The sequence below is a fragment of the Clostridium perfringens ATCC 13124 genome (assembly GCF_000013285.1).
Taxonomy (GTDB): Bacteria; Bacillota; Clostridia; order Clostridiales; family Clostridiaceae; genus Sarcina; species Sarcina perfringens.
Genome location: NC_008261.1, coordinates 2,988,383 through 3,014,902 on the forward strand (window position 1 = coordinate 2,988,383; position 26,520 = coordinate 3,014,902).

Below are 26,520 nucleotides of genomic sequence, written 5' to 3' on the forward strand. Positions count from 1 at the left end.
CTAAGTACCTCTTTTAATATTTTAAAATTAAGCTTTAATTACTTAAGCTCTACTTCAGCTCCAACTTCAGCTAATTTAGCTTTCATGTCTTCAGCTTCTTCTTTAGCTACAGCTTCTTTTAATGTTTTAGGAGCTCCATCAACTATTTCTTTAGCTTCTTTTAATCCTAAACCAGTTAATTCTCTAACTGCTTTGATTACTTTTATTTTGTTTGCACCAGCATTAGTTAATACTACGTCAAACTCTGATTTTTCTTCTGCAGCAGCACCTGCAGCAGCTCCGCCTACAACAGCAACTGGAGCAGCAGCGCTTACTCCGAATTCTTCTTCACAAGCTTTAACTAACTCGTTTAATTCTAAAACACTCATTTCTTTTATAGCTTCTATGATTTGCTCTTTTGTCATGATTCGCACCTCCGAAATTTTCTTTCCTGTTTTTTAAATTTTTATTTTTATTAATTATTCAGCAGATTCTTCTTTTTTGTCTGCTATTGCACTTAATAAGTATGCAAAGTTTGATAGTGGTGACTTGATACTTCCAAGAAGTTTTGCAAGTAACACTTCTCTTGAAGGTATAGCAGCAAGTTGCTCAGTTTGCTCTTTGTTGTAAACTGTTCCTTCTACTATAGCAGCTTTTAACTCAAGCTTTTTGTTTTCCTTAGCGAAATCGTTAAGGATTCTAGCTGGAGCAGTAGCATCTTCGTAACCGAAAGCTATTGAAACTGGACCTTCTAAGTATTCAACTATTCCATCAAAACCTAATTCTTTTGCAGCTAGAGTAACTAGTGTGTTTTTGTAAACTTTGTACTCAACACCTGCTTCTCTTAAGCTCTTTCTTAAGTTTGTATCTTGTTCTACTGTTAAACCTTGGTAGCTAGCAAGTACAACTGATTGAGCTTTTTCTAATTTCTCTTTTATCTCTGCAACTTTAGCTTCTTTTAATTGTCTGTTTTTGTTCACTGTGTCCACCTCCTCACAGTTTAGTTAACTGCTTTATATAATAAGAAAAGTCTTCCCGTAGACATAGGAAGACTATTATATACACTATAATTGCCCTCGGTAGGTTGTTCTACGTTATGCCTTTCAGCACCTACTGTCTACGGAAACTTTCATTCACTTTTTCAACAAAAATTATTTTAACATGCACTTAAACTTATGTCAAGCACTTTATTAAAATTAATCTAAAACTTTAGCTGGGTTAACTTTAGCTCCAGGTCCCATAGTAGCTGAAACTGAAACTGATTTTAAGTATTGTCCTTTAGCAGCAGCTGGTTTAGCTTTTACTAAAGCATCCATTAAAGCTTTGAAGTTTTCAACTAATTTCTCAGTTCCGAAAGATTTCTTTCCTATTGGGCAGTGAACTATAGCAGTCTTATCTACTCTATATTCAACTTTACCTGCTTTGATTTCTTTTATAGCGTTAGCTACGTCAAATGTAACTGTTCCTGATTTTGGGTTTGGCATTAAACCTTTTGGTCCTAATACTCTACCTAATCTACCAACTACACCCATCATATCTGGAGTAGCAACAACTACATCATAATCAAACCAGTTTTCACCTTGAATTTTTTGTACTAATTCGTCAGCTCCAACGAAATCTGCTCCTGCAGCTTCAGCTTCTTTAGCTTTCTCACCTTTAGCGAAAACTAAAACTTTAACATCTTTACCAGTTCCGTGTGGAAGAACAACAGCTCCTCTAACTTGTTGGTCAGCATGTCTTGGGTCTACACCTAATCTTACGTGTAATTCGATAGTTTCATCGAATTTAGCTTTTGCAGTTTTAACAGCAAGCTCTAAAGCTTCTGCTGGAGTATATAATGCATTTTTATCTATTAATTTTGAACTTTCAATATATTTCTTTCCCATTAATATAATCCTCCTTTGTGGTATTAGCGGTTTTTACCTCCCACCGATTTGAATAAATTATTCTACTACTACTACACCCATACTTCTAGCAGTACCTTCGATCATGCTCATTGCAGTTTCGATTGTTGCAGCATTTAAGTCTGGCATTTTTAATTCAGCAATTTTTCTTATTTGCTCTTTAGTGATGTTTCCAACTTTAGTTCTGTTTGGAACACCTGATCCACTTTCTAAGCCTAATTCTTTCTTTATAAGAACTGCAGCTGGTGGAGTTTTTAATATGAAGCTGAATGATCTGTCTTGATATACAGTTATTACAACTGGTATTATTAAGCCAGCTTTATCAGCAGTCTTTGCGTTGAATTCTTTACAGAATCCCATTATGTTTACACCGTGTTGACCTAAAGCTGGTCCTACTGGTGGTGCTGGTGTTGCTTTTCCTGCAGGAAGTTGAAGTTTTATCATTCCTGTTACTTTCTTAGCCATGAGTTTATTCCTCCTATACTGTGGTAATTATCGGACTTCCGCCCTCCCACTTGATCGAGACGTTAGTCTGATTTTTAATCTAATTTTTCTACTTGATTAAAATCTAGTTCAGCTAGAGTTTCTCTACCGAACATATCTACTAAGGCTTTTATTTTGCCTTTTTCAACATTTATTTCTTGGATTATAGCAGCAAAACCACTTAAAGCTCCTGAAATAATGTTTATAGTTTCTCCTACCTCCAAGTCGATATCCATAGCAGTTTTCATTACTCCCATAGATTCTACCTCTTCATCGGTAAGTGGTACAGGTTTTGACCCTGGACCTACAAATCCAGTTACTCCTCTTGTATTTCTTACGACATACCAAGATTCATCTGTCATAACCATGTTTACTATAACATATCCTGGGAATTTTTTCTTTAAAGTAACTTTTATCTTACCATCTTTTTCTTCTGCACTCTCTTCCATAGGAACTTGAATGTCTAAGATTAAAGATTCTAAGTTTCTGTTCTCTATAGTCTTCTCAAGATTTGCTTTAACTTTATTTTCGTATCCTGAATATGTGTGTACTACGTACCATCTAGCTCTATCACTCATATCATACCGGTGAATAAATCACCAAACCTCCCTTATATTATTTAAGTCCAAACACTAACTCAAAGAGGTTCTTAAATACAAAATCCATTACTCCTATTAAAGCAATAGATATTACAGTAAATACAATTACTGCAATAATGGCCTTTTTAGCTTCTTCTTTTGGTGGCCAAGTTATTCTTTTGATTTCAGCCTTAACCCCTCTAAAGAACTTTGTTATACCAAAGCCTCTGCTTTTTTCATTTACATTTTGCTTTGCAGCCATAAATTCACATCCTTAACACCATAATAATGCATTAGAATTTTCTATCCAAAACACTACTTAGTTTCTCTGTGAAGAGTATGAGTCTTACAGAATTTGCAGTATTTTTTCATCTCTATTCTATTAGGATCGTTTTTCTTATTTTTCATAGTGTTGTAGTTTCTTTGCTTGCACTCAGTACATGCTAAAGTTACTTTTACTCTCACGTTCAGCACCTCCAGTTTTGTTGTATATTAAAAGTAGTTCTATCTACCAATACACTGCTAGTTAATTACTAAAATACATTATCATAAATATACACAAGTGTCAACAAACGTTGGCTATGTAAAGGACTAGGTTATTTAACCCAGTCCTTATTATGATAAACTATATGTTATTTTGCTTAAAACTACTCGATTATTGAAGTAACAACTCCTGAACCTACAGTTCTTCCACCTTCTCTGATAGCGAATCTTAATCCTTCGTCCATAGCGATTTCTGTGATTAATTCAACTTCCATGTCGATGTGGTCTCCAGGCATAACCATTTCCATTCCTTCTGGTAATTTGATTGATCCTGTAACGTCTGTTGTTCTGAAGTAGAATTGTGGTCTGTATCCATCGAAGAATGGAGTATGTCTTCCACCTTCTTCTTTTTTAAGTACGTATACTTGACCTACGAATTTTTTGTGTGGGTTGATTGTTCCAACTTGAGCTAAAACTTGACCTCTTTCGATATCAGTTCTTTGGATACCTCTTAATAATGCTCCGATGTTATCTCCAGCTTGTGCTTCATCTAATAACTTTCTGAACATTTCGATTCCTGTTACAACAGTTTTTCTTCTTTCTTCAGTTAATCCGATTACTTCTACTTCGTCTCCTACATGTAGAACTCCTCTTTCAACTCTTCCTGTTGCAACTGTTCCTCTACCAGTGATTGTGAATACGTCCTCTACTGGCATTAAGAATGGCTTATCTGTTGCTCTTTCTGGTGTTGGGATGTAGCTATCTACAGCATCCATTAACTCTCTGATACAAGCTGTTGCAGCTTCGTCAGTTGGGTTTTCTAATGCTACTAAAGCTGATCCCTTGATTACTGGAATATCGTCTCCTGGGAAGTTGTACTCGCTTAATAACTCTCTAACTTCCATTTCAACTAATTCTAATAATTCTTCGTCGTCAACCATATCTGCTTTGTTTAAGAATACTACGATGTGGTCAACTCCAACTCTTGATGATAATAAGATGTGCTCTCTTGTTTGAGGCATTGGACCATCAGCTGCTGAACAAACTAATATAGCTCCATCCATTTGAGCTGCTCCAGTGATCATGTTTTTAACGTAGTCAGCATGTCCTGGACAGTCAACGTGAGCGTAGTGTCTGTTAGCTGTTTCGTACTCAACGTGTGCTGTGTTGATTGTGATTCCTCTTTCTTTTTCTTCTGGAGCTTTATCTATTTCATCATATTTGAATGCTTCTGCTCCACCAGCTTGTGCTAAAACTGTTGTTATAGCTGCTGTTAAAGTTGTTTTACCGTGGTCTACGTGACCGATTGTTCCAATGTTAACGTGTGGTTTGCTTCTTTCAAATTTTGCTTTTGACATTGCAAATTCCTCCTTTAAAATTCAAATAAACTCTACCTAGCGTGTTGTATTTTCCTTATTTTGGATTGGAGCTCACGATCGGGATTGAACCGACGACCTCCGCCTTACCAAGGCGACGCTCTGCCGACTGAGCTACGTGAGCACCTTACATTCATTTAATTTACCTATGCCATAAAAATTTTACTACTAATAAAATTCTTTGTCAATACTTTTAAAAAATTGCATTATTTAATGTTTAAACATTTTTCAAGCTTTCTTTTTACACGTTGTAATGCATTATCTATAGATTTAGCTTCTCTATCTAAATCACAGGCAATTTCTTGATATGATTTACCATCTAAATAAGAATTTAATACCTCTAATTCTAGTTCAGAAAGCACACTATTAATTGCACTTTCTATTTTTTCAACCTCTTCTTTACCTATGACCAATGATTCAGGATCTGTAATTGTTATTCCTACTACAGTATCTAAAAGCGTTCTATCAGATTCTTCCTCGTAAATAGGTTTGCTTAAAGAAATATAAGTGTTTAATGGGATATGTTTTTGCCTTGTTGCAGTTTTTATAGCAGTTATTATCTGCCTTGTAACACAAAGTTCTGCAAAACTTTTAAATGATGCAAACTTATCTGGATTAAAATCTCTTATTGCTTTATATAATCCAATCATTCCCTCTTGATATATATCTTCTTTATCTGCTCCTATAAGAAAATATGATTTAGATTTAGCTTTTACAAACTGCTCATACTTACTTATTACATATTCTTGAGCCATATTATCACCATTTTTAGCTAGCATAACTACTTCTTTATCTGTTAAATCTTTAAATTCTTCATAATTATTGATTTTAGCCAAATCATAAGTAATCCCCATATTCTCTACACCCCAGATAAAAATCTAATATCCAATAAATTACAAATAAATTATAAGGTTTATATATGACTTCGTCAATATTACCCTCTTCTCATTTTTTCTAATTTTTCTAATACACTTTCTTCTAAAGTATCGCCTAAAAAATTTTTACCTAATTCTAATTTATTTTTTTCTGCCTTTTTTCTAATGTTATCCTGAACTTTTAACACTTCATTGTAGAATTCAATAGATGACATTCTCACGGCCCCTCTTTGGAAAATAGTTTGTTGTTCTAACCTATCCGAGGTTACAACAACAATTTCTACTTTTCTTCCTAGTTCATCTACCATTCTCTCAATATATGCATCAGCAATTTCGCCTTCTTTTGTAAAGACAGTAATTATATTTCCAGATAACTCTTTGCTTTCAATATTTCCAGCAACCTTATGAGCATCAAAAACTAAATAAATTTTACAAGAGTTAAAAGCAGCATAATTTTCAAGCATTTCTGTAAGCTCTGTTCTTGCTATATCATAGCTATAATTTTTTGACTTTTTTAGATTAGGCCAACTATTTATAACATTATAACCATCTATAAATATAACTCTCATCTCATCACTCTTTTTCTACTTTATTATTCTTGATTTTAATACCTCATACATCATTATACCACCTGCAACTGAGGCATTTAAAGAATTTATTTTTCCAACCATTGGAATTTTAACTAACTTGTCACACTTCTTCTTAGTTAAGTTTGACATTCCTCTACCTTCACTACCGATTATTATTCCACAAGCACCTTTGAAGTTTGTTTCATAACTATATTCTTCTCCAGCTATATCAGCTCCATATATCCATAAATTGTTAGCCTTTAATTCTTCAATAGCATTATTTATATTAGTAACTTTTGCAATTTTCATATGTTCAATAGCTCCTACAGAAGCTTTATAAACAGTTCCAGTTACTCCAACATTTCTTCTCTTTGGAATTATGATACCATGTGCACCACATAATTCTGCTGTTCTTACTATTGATCCTAAGTTATGAGGATCCTCTAATTCATCTAAAATAACTATGAATGGATCTTCATTTTTACTTTTAGCTAAATCTAATATATCTTCAACAGTACTATATTTAAAAGGAGTTATTTGTGCTATTACTCCTTGGTGAGCTTTAGTTTCGCTCATTAAGTCAAGTTTCTTTCTATCAACTTCTTTTACAACTATTTTCTTTTCTTTAGCTAATCCTAAAATTTTGTTTATTGAACCTTCCATTTTTCCATTAGCTATAAATATTTGCTCTATAGTCTTATCTGACTTTAATAATTCTATAACAGCGTTTCTTCCTTCTACTAAATCTTCTCTTACTTTAACTTCTTCCTCAGCAAAAGTTCTAGTATTTCTAGCATATTTTTCTTCTCTTGCTCTTTGTTCTCTTTCTAAAGCATACTTTTGCTTACGAGTTAATTGTTTATATTTATTTTCTGACTTTGTCATTTTGTTCTCTCCTTAAAAATTCCTATTTTCCAAGATATAATGTTCTCATCTCTTTAAGCTTTCCACAACACATTTTTCCTTCAGGACATGGACCTGCTACACAACTTGGACCTGCATTCTTAAATAATATTGGGGCAACCTTTTTAACTTCATTAACCATTTTTTCTGCCATAGTTCTTATTTCCCATTGAGCTCTATCACAACATCTATGATGGAAGAAGTTCATTAAACTTCTAGCATTCATAGTAAATACAATTTTTGTTTCACAAGCATTAGGGAAAACATATCTTGCATCCTCTATAGCTTTTTTCTCAGCTGGTTTTTCACCAATTCCTTCACTAATATATTTATCTTTTAATCTTTCAACTATTTCATCATATGCTTTTTGTGCACCTTGCATTTGGTCAATAAATAGCTTTTTAGCAACTTCATCATTTTCTATAGCTGGTGGTACTATGTATTCAAATTGATCTAACTTAACATATCTTTGAGATTGCTGTGAGTAAGATGCTATTCTATGTCTAACTAACTGATGAGTTAAGCTTCTTGAAACTCCTTCTACTGCAAAAGTAAATGAAACATGCTCTATTGGTGACATATGACCATATGACATAAGCATATTTAAAAACTTTTCCGCGCCTTCATCAGTTAAATTTTCTAATATATCATCAACACCTACAGGACTATAGCATAATTTAGCCGCTGCTGCTATGGTCTTTTCTGGTTCTGGTGTATATTGTAATAATTTAACTTTTAACATTAATATTTCTCCTTCCTAAACGTGAACTTCTATACATTTCAATAAGAACTCATTTAATCTTTCTTCTTTTCCAGTAAGATATAAATAACCTACTAAAGCCTCAAATCCTGTTGCATTTCTATAATCTCTAACATTTGCATTCTTAGGTACTGTTGCTGACTTAGCATTTCTACCTCTTTTATAAATATAAAGTTCATCTTCCCTTAGCTCATCTTCTAAAGCATTTATTATGTCACTTTGTGCCTTAGCTTTTACATATTGTATTGCTTTAACATGTATTTTGTGAGCTGATAAACCTGCATTTTCACTTAATATATAGTTTCTTATAAAAACTTCGTAAACTCCATCTCCTATTAAAGCTAATTGAAGTGGGTTTAACATTCTAGCTTCACTTTCTGAAAACTCTCTGTATAATAAATTCTTCAATATCTTATCTCCTTTTGTTTGAGCTTAATTTAAAAATTATATAGAATTTATTTATTTAAAACTATTAAACTACAAATTCAAATCTAATTCAATCAAAGATTTTAATATGATTAAATTTAGATTTTTTTAAATTATTGAATTTACTTTTATTTTAATAGTTATCAAATAAAATTCTTTAAAATAATAACTTGCAAAAGAAAGTTCCTTTGCAAGTTTATTATCTAAATTATATCATCTTCCATCTAACACCTTGAGGTGTATCTTCTAAGACAATTCCTCTATCTTTTAATTCATCTCTTATTTTATCAGCTAAAGTAAAATCTCTATCTTTTCTAGCTTGTTGTCTCTTAGCTATTAAAGCTTCAATCTCTTCTTCTAGATTTCCTTTAGTTGATTTTTGGAACATTCCTAATGGAGCTCCTAATTCTCTTATTAACTCTAAAGCTTTTTGAGCTAATTCCTTTGATGAGTCAATTGTTATATTTGTATTAGTATCTTTTATTAAATCAAATATAGCCGTTATAGCATCTGCTGTATTAAAATCGTCATCCATTTTTTCAATATATTTTTCTTTATATTTGTTTAATGACTCTAAGTAAGCTTTTTCTTCCTCATTCATTTCTTCTCTAGAAACTTCATCTATTAAGTTTTCTAAGTTTCCTATAGCATTGTATATTCTTTCAACTGAAGCTTTAGCTGACTCTAATAAGTCTTCACTAAAGTTAAGTTGTTGTCTATAATGAGCTGATAACATTAAAAATCTTATAACATCAGCATCATATCTTTCTAATATTTCTCTTGCTGTAAAGAAATTATTTAATGATTTTGACATTTTTTCATTGTTTACATTAACAAAGGCTGAATGTAACCAATATCTTGCAAAAGGTTCACCTGTTAAAGCTTCACTTTGTGCTATTTCATTTTCATGGTGAGGGAATTTTAAGTCTGATCCACCAGCATGAATATCTATAGTTTCACCTAATAATTTTTTAGCCATGCATGAGCATTCTATATGCCATCCTGGTCTTCCCATTCCCCAAGGACTATTCCAAGCTGGTTCACCTGGTTTTTGAGCTTTCCATATAGCAAAGTCCATTGGATCTTTTTTTCTTTCATCAACACTTATTCTAGCACCTGATTGAAGATCTTCTATGTTCTGTCCTGATAACTTTCCATATCCCTCAAACTTCTTAGTTGAGAAATAAACATCTCCATCAACTTCATAAGCATATCCTTTATCAACTAATCCCTTAACAAATTTTATTATCTCTCCAATAAATTCTGTAGCTCTTGGATTAACTGTAGCTCTTTCTATATTTAATGCATCTGCATCTTGGTAATACTCTTTTATATAAGTATCTCCAATCTTCTTTACAGTAGTGCCTTCTTCATTAGCCTTTTTTATCATCTTGTCATCTATATCTGTAAAGTTTTGAACAAAATCAACTTTGAATCCTCTGTATTCAAAATATCTTCTTATAGTATCAAAAACTATAAATGTTCTACCATTTCCTATGTGAAAAAAGTTGTACACAGTAGGACCACAAACATACATTTTAACTTCTCCTGGAGTTAAAGGAATGAATTCTTCTTTTTTCTTGTTTAAAGTATTATAAACCTTAATCACTACTTGACCCTCCTACCTTATATTATTAGTAACTCACCCTATATTAAATAAGGTGAGCTCTATTATTATATTCTAATTATATACAATTCCGTTAATCTTATAAATTATAAAGATAAATTTGCTCTTTCAAATTCTTCTCTTACTCTATTATAAACTTCTTCTATAGATAAAGTCTCAACTTCTCCACCGTTTCTAAGTTTAAATTCAACTTGACCTTCACCAATCATCTTTCCAACAGTTATTCTCATTGGAATTCCCATTAATTCAGAATCTTTGAATTTAACTCCTGCTCTTTCTTTTCTATCATCAAGTAGAGCTTCAACTCCCATTTTTCTTAATTCATTGTATATTTCTTCAGCTTTAGTTGCTTGTTCTTCATTTTTAACATTAGCTGGTATAACTGATACATGGTATGGAGCTACTTCTAATGGCCATATTATTCCGTTTTCGTCATTGTGTTGCTCTATTATTGAAGCTACAGTTCTTGTAACCCCTATTCCATAGCATCCCATTATAAATGGTTTAGCTTTTCCATCTTCATCAATAAATGTTGCACCCATAGACTCTGAATACTTAGTTCCAAGTTTGAATATATGTCCAACCTCAGTACCTCTTGAAATAGTTATTTCTTTTCCACACTCAGGACATTTTTCTCCTATAGTAACATTTCTAAAGTCACCAACTATTCCTTCAAAGTCTCTTCCATAGTTTACATTTTTTAAGTGCATATCAGTTTCATTAGCACCAATTATGAAGTTATACATATTAGCTACTTCTTGGTCAACTAATAACATATCTACTTTTATTCCCATAGGACCTGCAAATCCAACAGCTGCGCCAGTAGCTTCTTTAACAGCCTCTTCACTTGCCATTTCTAATTCTATAACTTCTCCAATAGCATTAGCTATCTTAACTTCGTTAGCTTCTCTATCTCCTCTTAATACAACAGCAACCACTTTATCATCAGCTTGGAATATTAAAGTTTTTGCTATTTTCTTTGGTGAGCATTCAAAGAATTTTGCTAAATCTTCAATTGATTTAACAGCTGGAGTTTCAACTTTTTCTACTTCCATTAATTCTTCTTTTTCTGCATGTTCTGGTGTTGATGGAGCTTTTTCTATGTTAGCTGCATAATCACAAGCTGTACAGAATACTACATCATCTTCTCCAACTTCTGATTTAACCATAAACTCAGCTGAACCTGATCCACCTATAGCTCCTGAATCAGCTGCAACTGCCTTAGCATCTAATCCACATCTATTGAATATATTAACATATGCTTTTCTCATTTTTTCATATGCTAAATCTAATCCTTCTTGATCTTTGTCAAAGCTATATCCATCTTTCATTATGAATTCTCTTGATCTCATAACTCCAAATCTTGGTCTTCTTTCATCTCTATACTTAGTTTGTATTTGATAAAGATTTAATGGTAATTGCTTATATGACTTTATTTCATTTCTAACTATATCAGTAAATACCTCTTCGTGAGTTGGTCCTAAGCAAAAATCTCTGTTATGTCTATCTTTTAATCTAAACATTTCTGCTCCATAAGCATCCCATCTTCCTGATTCTTGCCATAACTCAGCTGGTATTAAAGCTGATGCTAAGAATTCTTGAGCACCTGCATTATTCATTTCTTCTCTTACTATATTTTTAACATTTTCTATAACCTTTAATCCTAAAGGCATATAGTTATAAATCCCTGCAGCCATCTTTCTCATAAGACCTGCTCTAAGCATAAGCTTGTGACTTTCTATTTCTGCTTCAGCTGGAACTTCTCTTAAAGTTCCTACTAACATATTTGACATTTTCATAATATACTACCTCCTCATAAGCTATTTATAATCTTAATATTTTAATTAATTTCATTTAAAAAATAAAAAAAAGCTCTACCCTAAAAAACTTTAGGGCGAGCTTGTATTTCGCGGTACCACCTAAATTTGTACTCTATTCATTGTTAACGGTATTAAACCCGGTTAGTTTTTTGCTACGACTCCAAAGTAGGTTCAAAACATGTTGAAAATCTCTCAGCCTAGTATTTTCTCTCTGTATAAGCGTTTCTACTAATCTTTTTCACAGTCTTTACAACTATTAAATTTTCTTAAATCTTATAAAATTATATCCTTATAAAAATAACATGTCAATATACTGTCTCTATCTTGTGATCCTTACTTAACAAAATGTTCTGCTAATATTAAGTCTTCTGGTGTTGTAACCTTTATGTTTTTATAGTCACCTTCAAAAAGATAAACTTTTTCTCCTAAAAGTTCTACTATCATAGTATCATCCGTAACTTGAATCTTTTCATTTTTAACTTTGTTATGACCTTTTTTTATTAAATTATATTTAAAGCATTGTGGAGTTTGAACAGCTACTAAAGATGCTCTATTTGGTGTATCCACAGAGAATCCTTCTAAATTTTTAACTTTTATAGTGTCCTTTGGCATAACACCTGGAGCTGCTGCTCCAAACTCTCTAGAATACTTTATTCCGTCTTCTATTATTTTATTGCTTACAAAAGCTCTTGCTCCATCATGTATTAAAACAATATCACAATCTCCTATGGAATTTAATGCATTGTAAACTGAATCCTGTCTTTCCTTTCCACCTTCAATAATTTTAGATATTTTAAAATCAAATCTAGGTTCTATTTCTCTTTTAAAATAATCTATTTCATCCTTAGGTAGAACAAGAATTATTTCATCAATACCTTTACACTCCTCAAAAGCTTTTAAAGTATAATATATTATAGGCTTACCATTTATTTCAATGAATTGCTTACTAACTTCAGCACCCATTCTTTTTCCTTTTCCACCTGCTAATATTACGCTAACTACTTTTCCCATAATTAAATTCCTCTTAAGATTTATATTTAGCAAATATCATTCTTCCTGCTGCAGTTTGAAGTACTGAAGTTACAACTACTGTTATTTCTTTTCCCATGTACTTTCTACCACCTTCTACAACAATCATAGTACCATCATCAAGATAAGCAACCCCTTGTCCAGATTCTTTTCCATCCTTTACAACAGTAAGAGTCATCTCTTCTCCTGGTAATACTACTGGCTTAATTGCATTTGCTAATTCATTTATATTTAATACTGGAACACCCTGAAATTCAGCTACTTTATTTAAGTTATAATCATTTGTTACAACCTTACCATTTAATTTTTGTGCTAATTTTAGAAGTTTAATATCAACCTCTGCTATTTCTGGGAAATCACCTTCCCACATGATTACTTCTATCGGAAGCTCTTTTTGGATTTTATTTAATATATCTAATCCTCTTCTTCCTCTTGTTCTTTTTAAAGAATCTGAACAATCTGAGATGTGTCTTAATTCATCAAGAACAAAAGTTGGAATTACTAAAGCTCCCTCTATAAAACCAGTTTGGCATAAATCAAAGATTCTACCATCAATTATTACAGATGTATCTAAAACCTTTGGAGTAGCCTCATTCTTCTTATTAGAAGAATTCTTTGTTTTCTTTTCTTTAGATTGATTTTTTCTAAAATTCTCAAAGTATCCTGTAATATCTTCTCTTTTCTTAACAGCTATATCAGCTCCTATAATCATAGCTATTATGTTTATGATAACTGACACAATAGGTCCTAACATTTCATTTAAGCCACTTAAAAAGCTACTTAATGGCAACGTTATTACTAAAGCTAATACTAGAGCTACTATAGCTCCCCCCGCTCCAAATATTATTTCACTTGGAGATAATTTAGATATCCCTTTTTCTATAAATGTTATAAGTTTTCTTATAGATTTATAAATAAAAGGAGAAAGAATAAATAAAATGATTCCAAAAACAGCAATTAAAATTACATAAAATGATACCTTAAAAAAAATGTTTGTTAAATATTCATTGCCTATAGCACTTTTTCTTATTCCGTCTGCTAAAACAAATCCAATCAACAACCCTAAAATAGTGAAAATTACTCTGAAAATTTTCTTTATCACAAACTCACCTCCTATATAATTATTGACATGTTTAGTTTTTATCATTCATAGTTGTAAAATATTTATAATATATTTTCTTAATTATACCATATTGAAGCACTTTAATACTTACAAATATTGTTTAATTATTATAATTAATAAATTACCCCCTATAAATCTTTTTAAATTTGATTTATATTAAAGTCAAGTTAACAAGCTAATTAGTTTTTAACATATATTTAGTTTTGCAACCTAAATCATTTGACAAATATAACCAAAAAATTCTATAATTACTATAGGGTCAAAGATTAGTATATAAGGAGTGAAACACTATGAAGGACGTAATTTTTGACGATTTTCAAAATAGCGTTAATAATTCTTTACTTAGACACAAAAGCATATTAGATATATTGAGTAAATATCAAGAATCTCAAGCAAGAGCTAGCAGAGCTATATGCAAAGCCGTTACAAATTGCGGTTGCATAGAGATTTGTGCTAAAAAACAGAATATGCTAGAGGATACTGACCTATCCTTAGAAGAACTTAATCCACGCTTAAGTTCTCATATAAAAGGTGACTTATGCGAAAATTGCAGAGAAGTTATAGAACGTGAACTTGGAAATAATCTCTTCTATTTAACTTCACTATGCAATGCACTGGATCTAAACCTATTTGATATCTTATTAAAAGAATATAACAAAATGGATACTTTAGGTAAATTTACTTTTAGATAAATATTAAGTGCCATATTTATATGGCACTTCTTTTTATAAATTTTTATTTAAAGCAACTTGTTCTCTTATTCTTCTTAATCCATTTTTTATTGCTCTAGCTCTAGCTTCTCCAATTCCTTCTACTTGATCTAATTCTTCATTACCAGCTTCAAGAATATATTTAAGCTTTCCAAAATGTCCTACTAAGTTTTCTATTACATTTGAAGGTATTCTTGGTACCTTATTTGATATTCTATACCCTCTTGGTGACACTAATGTGTCAATTAAAGATTTTCCTACATATCCTAATTCTTTTGCTATTATATCTAAATCTAATAAATCTTCAGCCGATAACTCTTGAATTTCTTTGTAGACATCATTATATTCCATCTTGTCATAGCAATAATCTCTTATTAAAAGGACTCCATCTTGTTCTATACTTCTTACTAATTCATTTAATTGCATAGAAATAAGTCTTCCCTCATTTCCTAGCTCAATAATGTAACCCTCTATCTCTTCAACTATCCTCATTACCATTTCAGTTCTCTGTATAGCTGTAGTTACATCAAAAAGAGTTGCTAGGTCTTGAAACTCAAGTATGTTAAGATTATTTGTTACTCTTTCAAGTACAGCTACATACTTCTCTAATGTTTGTATAGCCTGATTTGCTTTACTTAATATAACTGCACTATCCCTTAAAACATATTTTATGTCACCTTTATAAACAGTAATTATATTTCTTCTTTGTGATATAGCTATTGCTATTTTATTTGTTTGCTTTGCAACCCTTTGAGCAGTTCTATGTCTTGTTCCTGTTTCAAAAGTACTTATAGATTGATTTGGCATAAGCTGAGCATTTGCGTAGAGTATTCTTTTTCTATCTGAAGTAAGTACTAATGCTCCATCCATCTTAGCAAGCTCATATATATGCTGGACTATATTCAGAATTTATATTAAATCCACCATCTACTAAATCTAATATTTCTTCATTATCCCCTAATACTATAAGTCCTCCTGTTTTGGCTCTAAGTATATTATCTAATCCTTCCCTTAAAGAAGTACCTGGACTCATTATTTTTAATATTTTTTTTAACTCATCATCATGTACAGTTCTCATTTACTCACACCTATCCATCTTAAAATATCTTTCCTATTGCTTCCCTTACAGTTTTTACTCCTATAAGGTTTAATTTACTTCCCTTTAATTTTTCTAAACTTCTATAAGGAACAACTGCATTTAAAAATCCCATTTTTTCTGCTTCATTTAATATTCTGTCACAATTTGATATTGGTCTTATTTCACCTGTTAACCCAACCTCGCCTACAACAACTAATTTTTCTAAGCTAGCTGCCTTACCTTTAACAGAGGATACAAGTGAAATAGCAATTCCTAAGTCTGCTGTAGTACCTTCTATTTCAAGTCCTCCTACTACATTTACATAAACATCAGTATTATAAAAAGGAACTCTTAATTTTTTTTCTAATACAGCTAATATTAAACTTAACCTTGAATTTTCTACTCCTACAGAGGTTCTTCTAGGCATAACTGCTTTTGTTTCAGATGCTAATGATTGTATTTCCACAAGAATAGGTCTAGTTCCTTCCATGACTCCAATTACAACTGACCCTTCTTGATTAAAACTAGTGTCCTCTAAGAACATGCTAGATGGATCATAAACCTGCATTAATCCCTCTCCACGCATTTCAAAAACACCTATTTCAGCCGTAGTACCAAATCTATTTTTCATGGTTCTTAATATTCTAAATTCTTCAGTTCTTTCCCCTTCAAAGGATAATACGGTATCCACCATGTGTTCTAATACTCTTGGTCCTGCTAAATCCCCTTGCTTAGTAACGTGAGCAACTATAAATAAAGGAATATTTTTTCCTTTAGCAATTCTCATTACAGCATTTGAGCATTCCTTAACCTGTGAAACACTTCCTGGTGCTGAAGAAACTGTTTCTCTATAAATTGTTTGTATTGAATCTATTATTATGAAAGCTGGTTCAAGTTTATCTATATATGCTTCTATTACATCAAGATTAGTTTCGGAAACTATATAAAGTTCTTCTGCATCAACTTTTAACCTGTCTCCTCTTATTTTTATTTGTTCTTCTGATTCTTCCCCAGAAACATATAAAACTTTCCCATATTTTTTTGAAATATTATTGGCTGTCTGTAAAAGAAGTGTAGATTTACCTATTCCAGGATCACCAGATATAAGTGTAAGCGACCCCTTAACAAGTCCTCCACCTAATACTCTATTTAATTCACCAATTCCAGTATCATATCTTTCCTTTTCACCTGATTTAATTTCTTTTATCTTTTTAAGCTCACCAATTTGTCTTTCAACCTTAGGAGAAGATTGATTACTCTTAGTATCTCTAATCTCTTCAACTAAAGTATTCCAATTATTACATTCTGGACATTTTCCCATCCATTTAGGTGTTTCATATCCACAATTTTGACATACATATATGCTTCTAACCTTTGCCACTTTACCAACTCCATATTTCTTCATTTTACGTACAAATCTAATTATTTCCTAATATATCCTTAAATAATCATATCATATCATTATAACTAATCACATACTTATTTATTACTATTTTCTTAAAAAGATTCATGTAAAAGATTTAATAATAATTATTAGAATAAAAATAAAAAACTGTTTGTAAATTTAAGCATTTAAATAATGCTTTTATCTACAAACAGTCTTCTTATATATTAATCTAAGATAGTAATAACTATTTTAATAATTTAGCTGCATCTTCATCAACTATTAATATGACATCTCTATGCATTTGTAACATGGTAGCTGGAATTTCAGTTGTTATTTTTCCACTCATCATTGCCTTAACAACTTCAGCCTTTCCTTCTCCACTTGCTATAACCATTATTTTTTTAGCCTTCATTATTCCACCAAGTCCCATAGTTATAGCTTTTCTTGGTACATCATCAATTGAATCAAAGAATCTTGCATTTGCTTCTATAGTTGATTCTTTAAGATCAGTTAAGTGAGTTCCTACACTTAAAGCTTCTCCTGGCTCATTAAATCCTATATGTCCATTTGCACCTAATCCTAGTAACTGAAGGTCAATTCCTCCCATGTCTTGAATTCTAGCATCATATGCCATGCACTCTTCTTCAACATTTTCTGCTAATCCATTAGGTACGAATGTATTATTTTTATCTATGTTTATGTGGTTAAATAAGTTTGTATTCATAAAGTATCTATAACTTTGATCATGATCCCCTGATAACCCAACATATTCATCTAAATTTATACTTGTAACTTTTGAGAAATCTAATTCTCCTTCATTGTACATTCTAATAAGCTCTTTATACATTCCAACTGGAGTTCCACCAGTAGCTAATCCTAAAACAATTTCAGGATTTCTTTTTATATCTTCAGCCATTTCTTTAGCTGCAACTTTACTCATTTCCTCATAATTCTTAGTAACGATTAATCTCATTTCAATTTCCCCTCTCTTTTAGAAATATTAATTTCTAATATATATTTGTCTGACCTATAAATTGCATCTTCAACGTAAATTATTTCGCCTTCTGAATTTAAAGCTGTGTTATGACTTTTTAAAAGAGGTACTTGTTTATTCACATTAAATAAAGCTTTTAGCTCATCATCCATTATTACAGCTGCTAAAGATGATTCTGTACTTTCTATAATATGTCCCTTTTCTTCTAATAACTTAAATAAGGACCCCTCTAAATCATCTCTAGTTACAAAGCCACAATATTCACAAGGAATATAAACAACCTCATTAGCAACAGCTTCTCCATCAACTAATCTTAATCTATTTATTTTATATATTTTTTCTAAATCAAAAGTATCTGCTAATTCTTCAGGGGTATTAATAACTTCAAAATCTATAACTTTAGTTATTAAACTTCTTCCTGCTTTTTTAATAATTTCTGAGAAACTCATCATATCTTCTTGCTTTACTTTAGGTTCACATACGAAGGTTCCTTTTCCTTTTTCTCTAACAAGAAGACCTTCTTGTACTAGTTCTCCTAAAGCCTGTCTGACAGTCATTCGACTTACTCCATAAGCCTCTGTCAACTCTCTTTCGCTTGCTATACACTGTCCTACTTGCCAAGTGCCATCTGCTATCTTTTCTTTTATCATCTCTTTTAATTGGTAATACACAGGTATAGGACTATTTTTATCTATCATGATTTCTCCTCCTAATTAAATTATACTCAACTGGTTCTAACTTGTCTAGACCACTATACATTCTTTTTGTAATAATTTCATATTTAGTCTATGTTATATTTTATCATTTATCATTAAATATTTTCCACTTTTATCAATACTAATGAATATCTATTGAAATTTTATCAAATACTATAAATAAAAATTAGGAGGGATTCCATTGAACTTAAATGATAAATTTAGTAATAACTCTACTGTTTATGAAAATCCATTGCATTCTTCTAATACTGCCCTAACTAGTTTATCTTCTTTTATTAACAACAATGAAGATACAATGCATAATTTAATATTTAATGACCATTTAAATGATGATCAAATTAAATAATTATTTTTTATTGATTTAAATCACATATTTTATACACTTTTAATACTTAAAATAAAGATATATTAAAAATTAATTCGCATAGGAGATGATAATATGGTAAAGGTTTATTCAACAAACTCTTGTCCATGGTGCGTTAAAGCAAAACAATATCTTAAATCAAAAAATGTTGAATTTGAAGATTTAAACGTACAAACAGATATGGTTGCTAGAGAAGATATGCTTAAAAAGAGTAAACAAATGGGTGTTCCTGTTTTAGATATAAATGGAACTATTATAGTTGGTTTCGATAAAAATGCTATAGATAAAGCTTTAAACGAATAGGAACATAAAATAGAGAGATGTTTTTACATCTCTTTATTTTTTTGCAATAAAAAAGCTACAAGTAGAAATTTACTTGTAGCTCTTTAGGTATAGGTTGAAATAAATAATAATTATAAAACTATTATCTTATTGTAATTACTGTTGCCTTAGGTCTAGACATTGCTTCTATTGAATATCTTATACCTTGAGTTCCCATACCAGAAGATTTTACTCCTAGGAATGGGAAGTGGTCTGGTCCTCTTTCAGTCTTATTGTTAACATGAACAGTACCAACTTCTAATTTATTAGCAATATAAAATGCTTCATTTATATCTCTAGTAAATACTGATGATTGTAATCCATATTTAGATGCATTAGCTATTTTTATAGCTTCATCCTTATCATTTATTCTTATGATAGGTAAAACTGGGCCAAAAGGCTCTTCCCATGCTAATCTCATGTCTGTAGTAACATTATCAAATAAAGTAGCTTCTATTAAGTTACCTTCTCTATGTCCTCCACAAACTAAAGTAGCACCTTTTTCTTTTGCATCATCAATAAGTTCCATAACAAAGTCAGCTGCTTTATTATCTATAAGCGGAACTATTGTTACATCTTCTACTTCTAATGGATTTCCCATTTTTAATTTGCTTATTTTTTCTTTTAATTTCTCTACTAATTTATCTGCAACTGAATTCATTACTAATATTCTCTTTACTGCAGTACATCTTTGTCCTGAGTAAGAATATCCACCAGCAATTATATTATTAACAGTTAAATCTAAATCTGCATCCTCTAAAACTATAGCAGCATCCTTACCACCTAGTTCCATAAGAAGAGGCTTCATAACTGTTATTTCTGAAATTCTTCTTCCTACCTCTGTACTTCCAGTGAAGTTTATGAAGTCTATTTTATCATGAGTTACACAATAGTCTCCTATTTCACTTCCTCTTCCAGTAATAGTATTTAAAACTCCTCCTGGAAGACCTGCATCATGGAACATTTTAGCTAAGAATAAAGCTGATAAACTTCCTTGAGTAGCAGGTTTAAGCACAACACTGTTTCCAGCTACTATAGCAGGTGCTATTTTTGATGCTGATAAATTTACTGGATAGTTAAAAGGTGATATTGCTAATACAACCCCTAAAGGTTCTCTTGTTACCACAGATATTTTACTTCTATTAAATCCTGGGAAGTTATCTGATGGTATACTTTCTCCATCCATACTCTTTGCAGCATCAGCTGTAAATCTTATATAGTCAGCTGTTCTGCTAACTTCTGATAAAGCACTCTTTTTGTCCTTAGCAACTTCTCTTATCATTATATTTGCTAATTCCTCCTTATGCTCTTCTAATAAATCTGCAGTTTTATAAAGCACATGTGCTCTTTCATTTAAAGGAACTTCATTCCATGATTTTTGTGCTTTTTCTGCATTATCAATAATTTTATCCACATCTTCTTTAGAAAGACTTTGTATCCTTCCAACTAAACTACCATCTAAAGGTGATTTTATATCTATTAATTTATCTGATTTGTTTTCATAGAAATTACCACCCATAAAGTTATAAAAAATATTTTCTTTAGTATTCATTAAGAATCACCTTCTACTATCTTATTTTTTCTATTGCAGCATCAATTTTCTGCTTATCAAAACCAACTATAACTTCTTCTCCTATAACAGCTACTGGCACTGATCTTTGTCCTGAAACTTCTAAAACTTCATTTCTATCTTCCTTACCATCTGCAACTGTGATTGTTTCGTATTGAACGCCTAATTTTTCTAAATATTTTTTTAATTTATTACATGGTCCACACCATTCAACTGAATATACTTTTACCATACTTATCTCTCCTTTATTTCTGAAATATATTTTTCTGCATGTAAGGCTGCTATAGTTCCATCTGAAACGGCAGTAGTTATTTGTCTAAACATCTTTTCTCTAACATCTCCTGCTACATAAACACCCTTAACATTAGTTCTCATGTTTTCATCGCCTTCAATATAACCATTTTCTTTAACATTTATATATTCTCTAAACATAGATGTCTTAGGTTCTGTTCCTATATATCCAAAGACTCCATTTATAGCAATTTCTTTTTCTTCTCCAGTTTTAGTATTTTTTATTCTTGCAGCTTCAACAAACTCTCCACCTAGAACATCAACTAAATCCCAGTTATACATTATTTCAATATTTTCCTTATTACTTGCAGCCTCTAATGTCTTAGCTTCTGCACGGAAATAATCATATCTTCTTATAACAATTACTTTCTTAACTATATTAGATAGATATAAAGCTTCTTCTAAAGCAGCATTTCCGCCACCTACAACGGCAACAACCTCATCTTGGTAAACTGCTCCATCACATACTGCACAGTAATGCACACCCTTACCTAGATATTTACTTTCACTTGGAATTGGTAATTTCTTAGGTGTAGCTCCTGTAGCTATTATTACAGCCTTTGGCTTATATATATAATCTCCAGTCTCTATGATTTTTTCATCATCTTTTAATGAGACATTTTCTATAAAATCAAATTCATCTATTATAGCTCCACAAGCCTCTGCTTGCGCTTGGATTCTATCAGCAAGATCATTTCCTGTTATTTCTGTAAATCCAGGATAGTTTTCAACTGTATAAGTTGATCTTACTTGACCTCCAACTAAATTATCTTCTAAAACTAAAGTACTTAATTTTGCTCTTGAAGCATATATTGCAGATGTTAATCCTGCTGGACCTGCTCCAATTATTATTAAATCTAATTCTTTTATTTCTTTATCCATACTAACACTCCTTACTGAGGTTAAATTTATTATTTGTATTATATGATATATTATTCGATGTACCCCCTTAGGGTACCTATTTTTTATTAATTATACTCCTTGTTAAACAATTTTTCAATAATAATTATTATTAATTATATTTTTTCTTTGTTTTATTTTTTATTCTAACAAAAAAACTCTATTATATTCCGAAATTTAAAATACAATATATAGATAAATAATAAAAAAATAAGGTCATATATGTTTTATCATATATAACCTTATTTATTCTTAAAATCAAACAGTTTTTTTAAATTTTACAACGTCGTCTTCTAAGAAAACATCTACCTTAGATCCTCTTAATATATTTCCACTTAAAAGTTCTTCACTTAATCTATCTTCAATATATTTAGTTATAACTCTTCTTAATGGACGTGCTCCATATTTTAATTCAGTGCCCTTTTTAACTAAAAATTCTTTACACTCTTGAGAAAAATTCAAAGAAAGTTGTAAATCATTTAACCTCTCTTTTAGAGAACATATCATAAGATCAACAATTTTTAAAAGATGATCCTTTTCTAGACTATGGAATACAACTATGTCATCTAATCTATTTACAAATTCAGGTTTGAAATTTTGTTTTAGCTCTTCTAACATAATTCCTTTCATCTTATCATAATCTCGTTCCTTATCCTCTTTAGCACTAAATCCAACTGCATTTTTCTTATCTAATTTATCTGCTCCAATATTTGAAGTCATTATGATTATTGTATTCTTAAAATCTACTGTTTTACCTTTTCCATCTGTAAGAACACCATCTTCTAATATTTGAAGAAGAACATTAAATATATCTGGATGTGCTTTTTCTATTTCATCAAAAAGTATTACTGAGTAAGGATTTCTTCTTACCTTTTCTGTAAGTTGTCCTCCCTCTTCATATCCTACATATCCTGGGGGAGCTCCAATAAGTCTAGATACACCATGCTTTTCCATGTATTCAGACATATCAAGCCTAATAAATTTATTCTCATCACCAAACATAGCCTCTGCTAAAGCCTTACAAAGCTCTGTTTTTCCTACTCCAGTAGGTCCTAAAAAGGCAAAGGATCCAATAGGTCTCTTAGGATCTTTAAGACCTACCCTTGATCTTCTTACAGCTTTAGATATGGTTCTTATTGCTTCTAATTGTCCTATAACTCTTTTACTAAGCTTTTCTTCCAGCTTAAGAAGTTTACTTGATTCTTTCTCTGTAAGCCTTTCTACTGGTATCTGAGTCCACTTTGAAACAACCTTTGCAATATGTTCTTTATTAACTTCGTAGATTTTATTGTAATTTTCTTCTCTCCAAAGTTCTTTATCTCGCTCTAGTTCTTCCTGTAACATTGATTCTTCATCTCTTAACTTTGCAGCTAATTCAAAGTCCTGTAATTTTATAGCTTCTTCTTTTTCAATTTTTAAGTTAGCTATTAATTCTTCCTGCTTAAAAAGTCTAGGAGGAACAATCATACTTTCTATTCTTACCTTAGCCGCAGCCTCATCTATTAGATCTATGGCCTTATCTGGTAGAAATCTATCGGTTATATATCTACTTGATAAATTAACAGCTGCCTCTATGGCTTCATCTGTTAATTTTACATTGTGATGTACTTCATACTTTTCTCTTAATCCCTTTAATATTAATACGGAATCTTCTTTACTAGGCTCTTTTACAACTACTGGTTGAAATCTTCTCTCCAAAGCAGAATCCTTTTCTATATTTTTTCTATATTCATCAGTTGTTGTTGCACCTATACATTGTATTTCACCTCTTGCTAAAGCTGGTTTTAATATATTTGATGCATCTATAGCACCTTCTGCTCCCCCAGCCCCAACAATATTATGCATTTCATCTATAAAGAGTATTATATCATCTGAATCTTTTACTTCGTTTAAAACCTTTTTAAGTCTTTCCTCAAATTCTCCTCTATATTTTGCCCCAGCTAACATAGAAGTCACATCTAAGGTAAATATTCTTTTATCCTTAATAATATCTGGTACTTCACCTAATAGAATTCTTTGAGCTAATCCTTCTACAACGGCAGTTTTTCCTACTCCAGGTTCTCCTATTAAACAAGGATTGTTTTTCATTCTTCTACAAAGTATTTCTAAAAGTCTTTGAGTTTCATCCTTTCTCCCTATTACAGGATCAAGTTTATTTTTATCTGCCTTTTCTATTAAATTTATACCATAAAGATTTAATGTAGGAGTATCTTTTCTTTTTGGTTTTTCCTTTTCTTTAAGGCTTTTACTTTCCTTACTTGGAATTCTACCTAGTATGTTATTTAACTTATCGCTTATATTTTTTATATCATTTTTTACTATTTTAGTTAGAATTAAATTAGCTACACCTTCTCTTTCTTTTATTAAGGCTAATAATATGTGCTCTGGTCTTGAAATGCTATGACCATATTCCTTAGCAATTTCAACACTTCTATCTAAAATCTTTTTGCATCTAGGTGTAAAAGGCACCTCATCCAAACTATAATTTACCTCTCCAATTCCAACATATAGCTTAATAAAACTAAGTACCTTTTCTTCAGTTACATTGCTTTCTTCCAAAATTTTAGAACATTGTCCATTTTCATTAATTAATCCTATTAATAAATGCTCTGTTCCCATGTAGCCGTGTTTTAGCATTAAAGAACTTTCTTTTCCCTTATTGATTACTATTTTGGAATTTTCATTAAAATTATCAAGACGCATCTTTTACCTCCCAATACCCTATAATTATGTGTTTAAAGCATTTCTAATAATTTTGGCTCTTTCTATTTTTAAACTTTGTATATCTCTCTTTTTAATTGATGAGTTATTTATCATATCAGGTTGAATTTCAATCATAGCAGAATTTACTGATTTTAAACTAAGATCTTCTATAATGCCTAGCTCAACTCCTAACCTTACATAAGATAAATATTTTAAAGCTTCATCCCTATCTATTGAATAGGTATTTCTCAAAACTCCTAAAGATCTTAAAATATCATCTTTTAATTCAATATACTCATCCTTTGAAAGATTATCTCTTTGGTTTTTCTCTCTTAAAATTAATTTATTAGTAATAGATATAAGAGAATCTAAAATATCTTTTTCTGACATTCCTAAAGTCTTAATATTAGATACTTCATAAATATTGCCAACATCTTTATTTCCTGAATTATATATACTCTTTAGAGTAATTCCTTCTTCCTTTAGAGCATTTTTTATTATTCTTATTAAATTATTTGAACTTAAAAGAGGTAAGTGTATAAATACCTTTGCTCTTAAAGCTGTTCCTAAATTTTTTATATTTGATGTTAAGTATCCTAATTCAGAATCAAAGGAATAGTGTATTTTTTCTTCAATTAAGTCATCTAAATTATCTACCTTAGAATACACTTCTCTTAAACTTAATCCACTATTTGTACATTCTATCCCAATATGCTCTTCTTCATTCAGTAATATATTAAATTCTCCATTTTTATTCATTATAAAAATAAGATTATCCTTATTTTCAAAGTATTTTATTAAACCAAAATTTTCTTTGTAGTAATCTATTATTTTTTCTTCACCGTCTTTTAATTTAACTACATAACATTTATCCAAAATATCAATCTCTTTCAAGCGTCCTAAAACCATACTTAAAAGATCATTAAATTCCTCTTCATTTAATAGCTTAGTGAATTTAATTCCTTTTATGTTTCTTAAGATTTTAACTTTTGATGCAATTACTATGCTATTATCTAAGGGGCTAATCCATTGAACCACTATTACTATCCTCCCTTATACTCTCTTTTAAATCATGTATTTTTTTCTTAGTAATAATAGCTTCTTCATATTCCTCTTTTAGTATATTAATTTTTAATTTTTCTTGTAAATTTAAGATTTCTAATTTCTTTAAGTCCTTTTTTATTGTTTTAGGTTGTTTCCCTCTATGATTTATCTCTGCTTCTTCTAAATTTAATAAAAATATTATTCTATTTTTAAATACTTCATAGCATTTTTCACACCCTAGGAAATTATCCTCTTCAAAATCAGAAAATCTTGTTCCACAATTTTTACATACTAAAGCTTTATCCTTAACCCTCTCTTCAATGCACTCTATATAAGTATTTAAATCTAATAAAAAATCTTCTAAATTTATCTCCTCATCTTCTAGTGCAAGGCTCATTATTTCAATTGCACATTTATCACAAAGCATTAAGCTTTCTTTTTTCCCCTTAGTACTTTTTAATAATTGTATTGTTGCATTATTTTTATTACAACTCTCACAAAGCAAAA

Annotated in this window: 29 protein-coding genes, 1 tRNA gene, 1 pseudogene and 1 other annotated feature; of the genes and pseudogenes, 3 read left to right on the top strand and 28 right to left on the bottom strand. The window is 30.8% G+C overall.

Annotated features, from left to right (window positions below; all coding sequences use genetic code 11):
* Positions 1–38 precede the first annotated feature (38 nt).
* The 18 genes from rplL to CPF_RS13380 all read right to left on the bottom strand — a co-directional run bounded on the left by rplL (position 39) and on the right by CPF_RS13380 (position 13,914).
* A complete protein-coding gene (rplL, locus tag CPF_RS13295; RefSeq protein WP_003452170.1) occupies positions 39–404 on the bottom strand; it encodes a 50S ribosomal protein L7/L12 in 366 nt (121 codons plus the stop codon).
* Between the two features lie 54 nt (positions 405–458).
* Positions 459–959, bottom strand: a complete 501-nt coding sequence (gene rplJ / locus CPF_RS13300; RefSeq protein WP_003452177.1) for a 50S ribosomal protein L10 — start codon at positions 957–959, stop codon at positions 459–461.
* 34 nt (positions 960–993) lie between these two features.
* Positions 994–1,120, bottom strand: a sequence feature (ribosomal protein L10 leader region).
* Between the two features lie 55 nt (positions 1,121–1,175).
* Positions 1,176–1,865 carry a 50S ribosomal protein L1 gene (gene rplA, locus CPF_RS13305; protein WP_003452172.1) on the bottom strand — a complete coding sequence of 230 codons (690 nt, stop codon included), beginning with the start codon at positions 1,863–1,865 and terminating at the stop codon, positions 1,176–1,178.
* Positions 1,866–1,922: 57 nt separating this feature from the next.
* On the bottom strand, positions 1,923–2,348 hold the full coding sequence (gene rplK / locus CPF_RS13310; RefSeq protein WP_003452181.1) for a 50S ribosomal protein L11: 426 nt from the start codon (positions 2,346–2,348) through the stop codon (positions 1,923–1,925).
* Between the two features lie 74 nt (positions 2,349–2,422).
* Positions 2,423–2,944 carry a transcription termination/antitermination protein NusG gene (nusG, locus tag CPF_RS13315; RefSeq protein ID WP_003452167.1) on the bottom strand — a complete coding sequence of 174 codons (522 nt, stop codon included), beginning with the start codon at positions 2,942–2,944 and terminating at the stop codon, positions 2,423–2,425.
* 37 nt (positions 2,945–2,981) lie between these two features.
* The gene (gene secE / locus CPF_RS13320; protein WP_003479237.1) at positions 2,982–3,206 is read right to left on the bottom strand and encodes a preprotein translocase subunit SecE; all 225 of its coding nucleotides are present in this window, start codon (positions 3,204–3,206) and stop codon (positions 2,982–2,984) included.
* A 53-nt stretch (positions 3,207–3,259) separates the two neighbouring features.
* A complete protein-coding gene (gene rpmG, locus CPF_RS13325) occupies positions 3,260–3,409 on the bottom strand; it encodes a 50S ribosomal protein L33 (RefSeq protein WP_003482374.1) in 150 nt (49 codons plus the stop codon).
* 182 nt (positions 3,410–3,591) lie between these two features.
* The gene (gene tuf / locus CPF_RS13330) at positions 3,592–4,785 is read right to left on the bottom strand and encodes an elongation factor Tu (protein WP_003452162.1); all 1,194 of its coding nucleotides are present in this window, start codon (positions 4,783–4,785) and stop codon (positions 3,592–3,594) included.
* A gap of 66 nt (positions 4,786–4,851) precedes the next feature.
* A tRNA-Thr gene (locus CPF_RS13335) sits at positions 4,852–4,927 on the bottom strand.
* Positions 4,928–5,009: 82 nt separating this feature from the next.
* Positions 5,010–5,657, bottom strand: a complete 648-nt coding sequence (gene sigH / locus CPF_RS13340) for an RNA polymerase sporulation sigma factor SigH (protein WP_003459372.1) — start codon at positions 5,655–5,657, stop codon at positions 5,010–5,012.
* 80 nt (positions 5,658–5,737) lie between these two features.
* Positions 5,738–6,247, bottom strand: coding sequence for an NYN domain-containing protein (locus CPF_RS13345; protein ID WP_003459316.1), 510 nt, complete (start codon positions 6,245–6,247; stop codon positions 5,738–5,740).
* A 15-nt stretch (positions 6,248–6,262) separates the two neighbouring features.
* Positions 6,263–7,132 carry a 23S rRNA (guanosine(2251)-2'-O)-methyltransferase RlmB gene (rlmB, locus tag CPF_RS13350; RefSeq protein ID WP_003459298.1) on the bottom strand — a complete coding sequence of 290 codons (870 nt, stop codon included), beginning with the start codon at positions 7,130–7,132 and terminating at the stop codon, positions 6,263–6,265.
* Between the two features lie 22 nt (positions 7,133–7,154).
* On the bottom strand, positions 7,155–7,892 hold the full coding sequence (thyX, locus tag CPF_RS13355; protein WP_003452247.1) for an FAD-dependent thymidylate synthase: 738 nt from the start codon (positions 7,890–7,892) through the stop codon (positions 7,155–7,157).
* A 15-nt stretch (positions 7,893–7,907) separates the two neighbouring features.
* Positions 7,908–8,318: a Mini-ribonuclease 3 gene (locus CPF_RS13360; RefSeq protein WP_003459297.1), complete on the bottom strand. Its 411-nt coding sequence runs from the start codon at positions 8,316–8,318 to the stop codon at positions 7,908–7,910.
* A gap of 226 nt (positions 8,319–8,544) precedes the next feature.
* The gene (gene cysS / locus CPF_RS13365) at positions 8,545–9,942 is read right to left on the bottom strand and encodes a cysteine--tRNA ligase (protein ID WP_025648643.1); all 1,398 of its coding nucleotides are present in this window, start codon (positions 9,940–9,942) and stop codon (positions 8,545–8,547) included.
* A 107-nt stretch (positions 9,943–10,049) separates the two neighbouring features.
* A complete protein-coding gene (locus CPF_RS13370) occupies positions 10,050–11,762 on the bottom strand; it encodes a proline--tRNA ligase (protein WP_003459370.1) in 1,713 nt (570 codons plus the stop codon).
* Positions 11,763–12,116: 354 nt separating this feature from the next.
* The gene (ispD, locus tag CPF_RS13375; RefSeq protein ID WP_003459324.1) at positions 12,117–12,794 is read right to left on the bottom strand and encodes a 2-C-methyl-D-erythritol 4-phosphate cytidylyltransferase; all 678 of its coding nucleotides are present in this window, start codon (positions 12,792–12,794) and stop codon (positions 12,117–12,119) included.
* A gap of 13 nt (positions 12,795–12,807) precedes the next feature.
* Positions 12,808–13,914, bottom strand: coding sequence for a PIN/TRAM domain-containing protein (locus tag CPF_RS13380; protein WP_003459365.1), 1,107 nt, complete (start codon positions 13,912–13,914; stop codon positions 12,808–12,810).
* A 311-nt stretch (positions 13,915–14,225) separates the two neighbouring features.
* Here CPF_RS13380 and CPF_RS13385 point away from each other — a divergent pair, with 311 nt between their 5' ends.
* A complete protein-coding gene (locus CPF_RS13385; RefSeq protein ID WP_003459340.1) occupies positions 14,226–14,627 on the top strand; it encodes a hypothetical protein in 402 nt (133 codons plus the stop codon).
* 33 nt (positions 14,628–14,660) lie between these two features.
* Here the strand turns inward: CPF_RS13385 and disA are convergent.
* The 4 genes and pseudogenes from disA to CPF_RS13405 form a co-directional block, all read right to left on the bottom strand.
* Positions 14,661–15,723 (bottom strand): annotated as a pseudogene (gene disA / locus CPF_RS13390) (DNA integrity scanning diadenylate cyclase DisA).
* Between the two features lie 19 nt (positions 15,724–15,742).
* On the bottom strand, positions 15,743–17,104 hold the full coding sequence (gene radA, locus CPF_RS13395) for a DNA repair protein RadA (protein WP_003479244.1): 1,362 nt from the start codon (positions 17,102–17,104) through the stop codon (positions 15,743–15,745).
* A gap of 250 nt (positions 17,105–17,354) precedes the next feature.
* On the bottom strand, positions 17,355–18,083 hold the full coding sequence (nagB, locus tag CPF_RS13400) for a glucosamine-6-phosphate deaminase (protein ID WP_011591132.1): 729 nt from the start codon (positions 18,081–18,083) through the stop codon (positions 17,355–17,357).
* Complete coding sequence (locus CPF_RS13405) at positions 18,080–18,802, bottom strand: GntR family transcriptional regulator (protein ID WP_003469605.1); 723 nt, start codon at positions 18,800–18,802, stop codon at positions 18,080–18,082. Before CPF_RS13405 ends, nagB begins: the two co-directional genes overlap by 4 nt.
* Positions 18,803–19,001: 199 nt before the next feature.
* Between CPF_RS13405 and CPF_RS15040 the strand changes: the two genes are divergently transcribed.
* Positions 19,002–19,166, top strand: coding sequence for a hypothetical protein (locus tag CPF_RS15040; RefSeq protein ID WP_003459343.1), 165 nt, complete (start codon positions 19,002–19,004; stop codon positions 19,164–19,166).
* Positions 19,167–19,259: 93 nt separating this feature from the next.
* Positions 19,260–19,487 (top strand): glutaredoxin family protein, encoded by a 228-nt coding sequence (locus CPF_RS13410; protein WP_003452255.1) that lies wholly within the window; start codon positions 19,260–19,262, stop codon positions 19,485–19,487.
* 121 nt (positions 19,488–19,608) lie between these two features.
* Here the strand turns inward: CPF_RS13410 and CPF_RS13415 are convergent, their stop codons facing one another.
* The 6 genes from CPF_RS13415 to CPF_RS13440 form a co-directional block, all read right to left on the bottom strand.
* On the bottom strand, positions 19,609–21,057 hold the full coding sequence (locus CPF_RS13415; protein ID WP_003459369.1) for an NADP-dependent glyceraldehyde-3-phosphate dehydrogenase: 1,449 nt from the start codon (positions 21,055–21,057) through the stop codon (positions 19,609–19,611).
* Between the two features lie 16 nt (positions 21,058–21,073).
* Entirely contained in the window at positions 21,074–21,307 is a 234-nt protein-coding gene (locus CPF_RS13420) for a glutaredoxin family protein (RefSeq protein WP_003452243.1), read from the bottom strand.
* A gap of 2 nt (positions 21,308–21,309) precedes the next feature.
* The gene (gene trxB / locus CPF_RS13425) at positions 21,310–22,248 is read right to left on the bottom strand and encodes a thioredoxin-disulfide reductase (protein ID WP_003452248.1); all 939 of its coding nucleotides are present in this window, start codon (positions 22,246–22,248) and stop codon (positions 21,310–21,312) included.
* Between the two features lie 276 nt (positions 22,249–22,524).
* Positions 22,525–24,969 (bottom strand): ATP-dependent Clp protease ATP-binding subunit, encoded by a 2,445-nt coding sequence (locus CPF_RS13430; RefSeq protein ID WP_003459331.1) that lies wholly within the window; start codon positions 24,967–24,969, stop codon positions 22,525–22,527.
* 24 nt (positions 24,970–24,993) lie between these two features.
* A complete protein-coding gene (locus CPF_RS13435) occupies positions 24,994–26,007 on the bottom strand; it encodes a protein arginine kinase (protein WP_003459295.1) in 1,014 nt (337 codons plus the stop codon).
* A complete protein-coding gene (locus CPF_RS13440; protein WP_003459366.1) occupies positions 25,991–26,518 on the bottom strand; it encodes a hypothetical protein in 528 nt (175 codons plus the stop codon). Before CPF_RS13440 ends, CPF_RS13435 begins: the two co-directional genes overlap by 17 nt.
* Between the last annotated feature and the right edge of the window lie 2 nt (positions 26,519–26,520).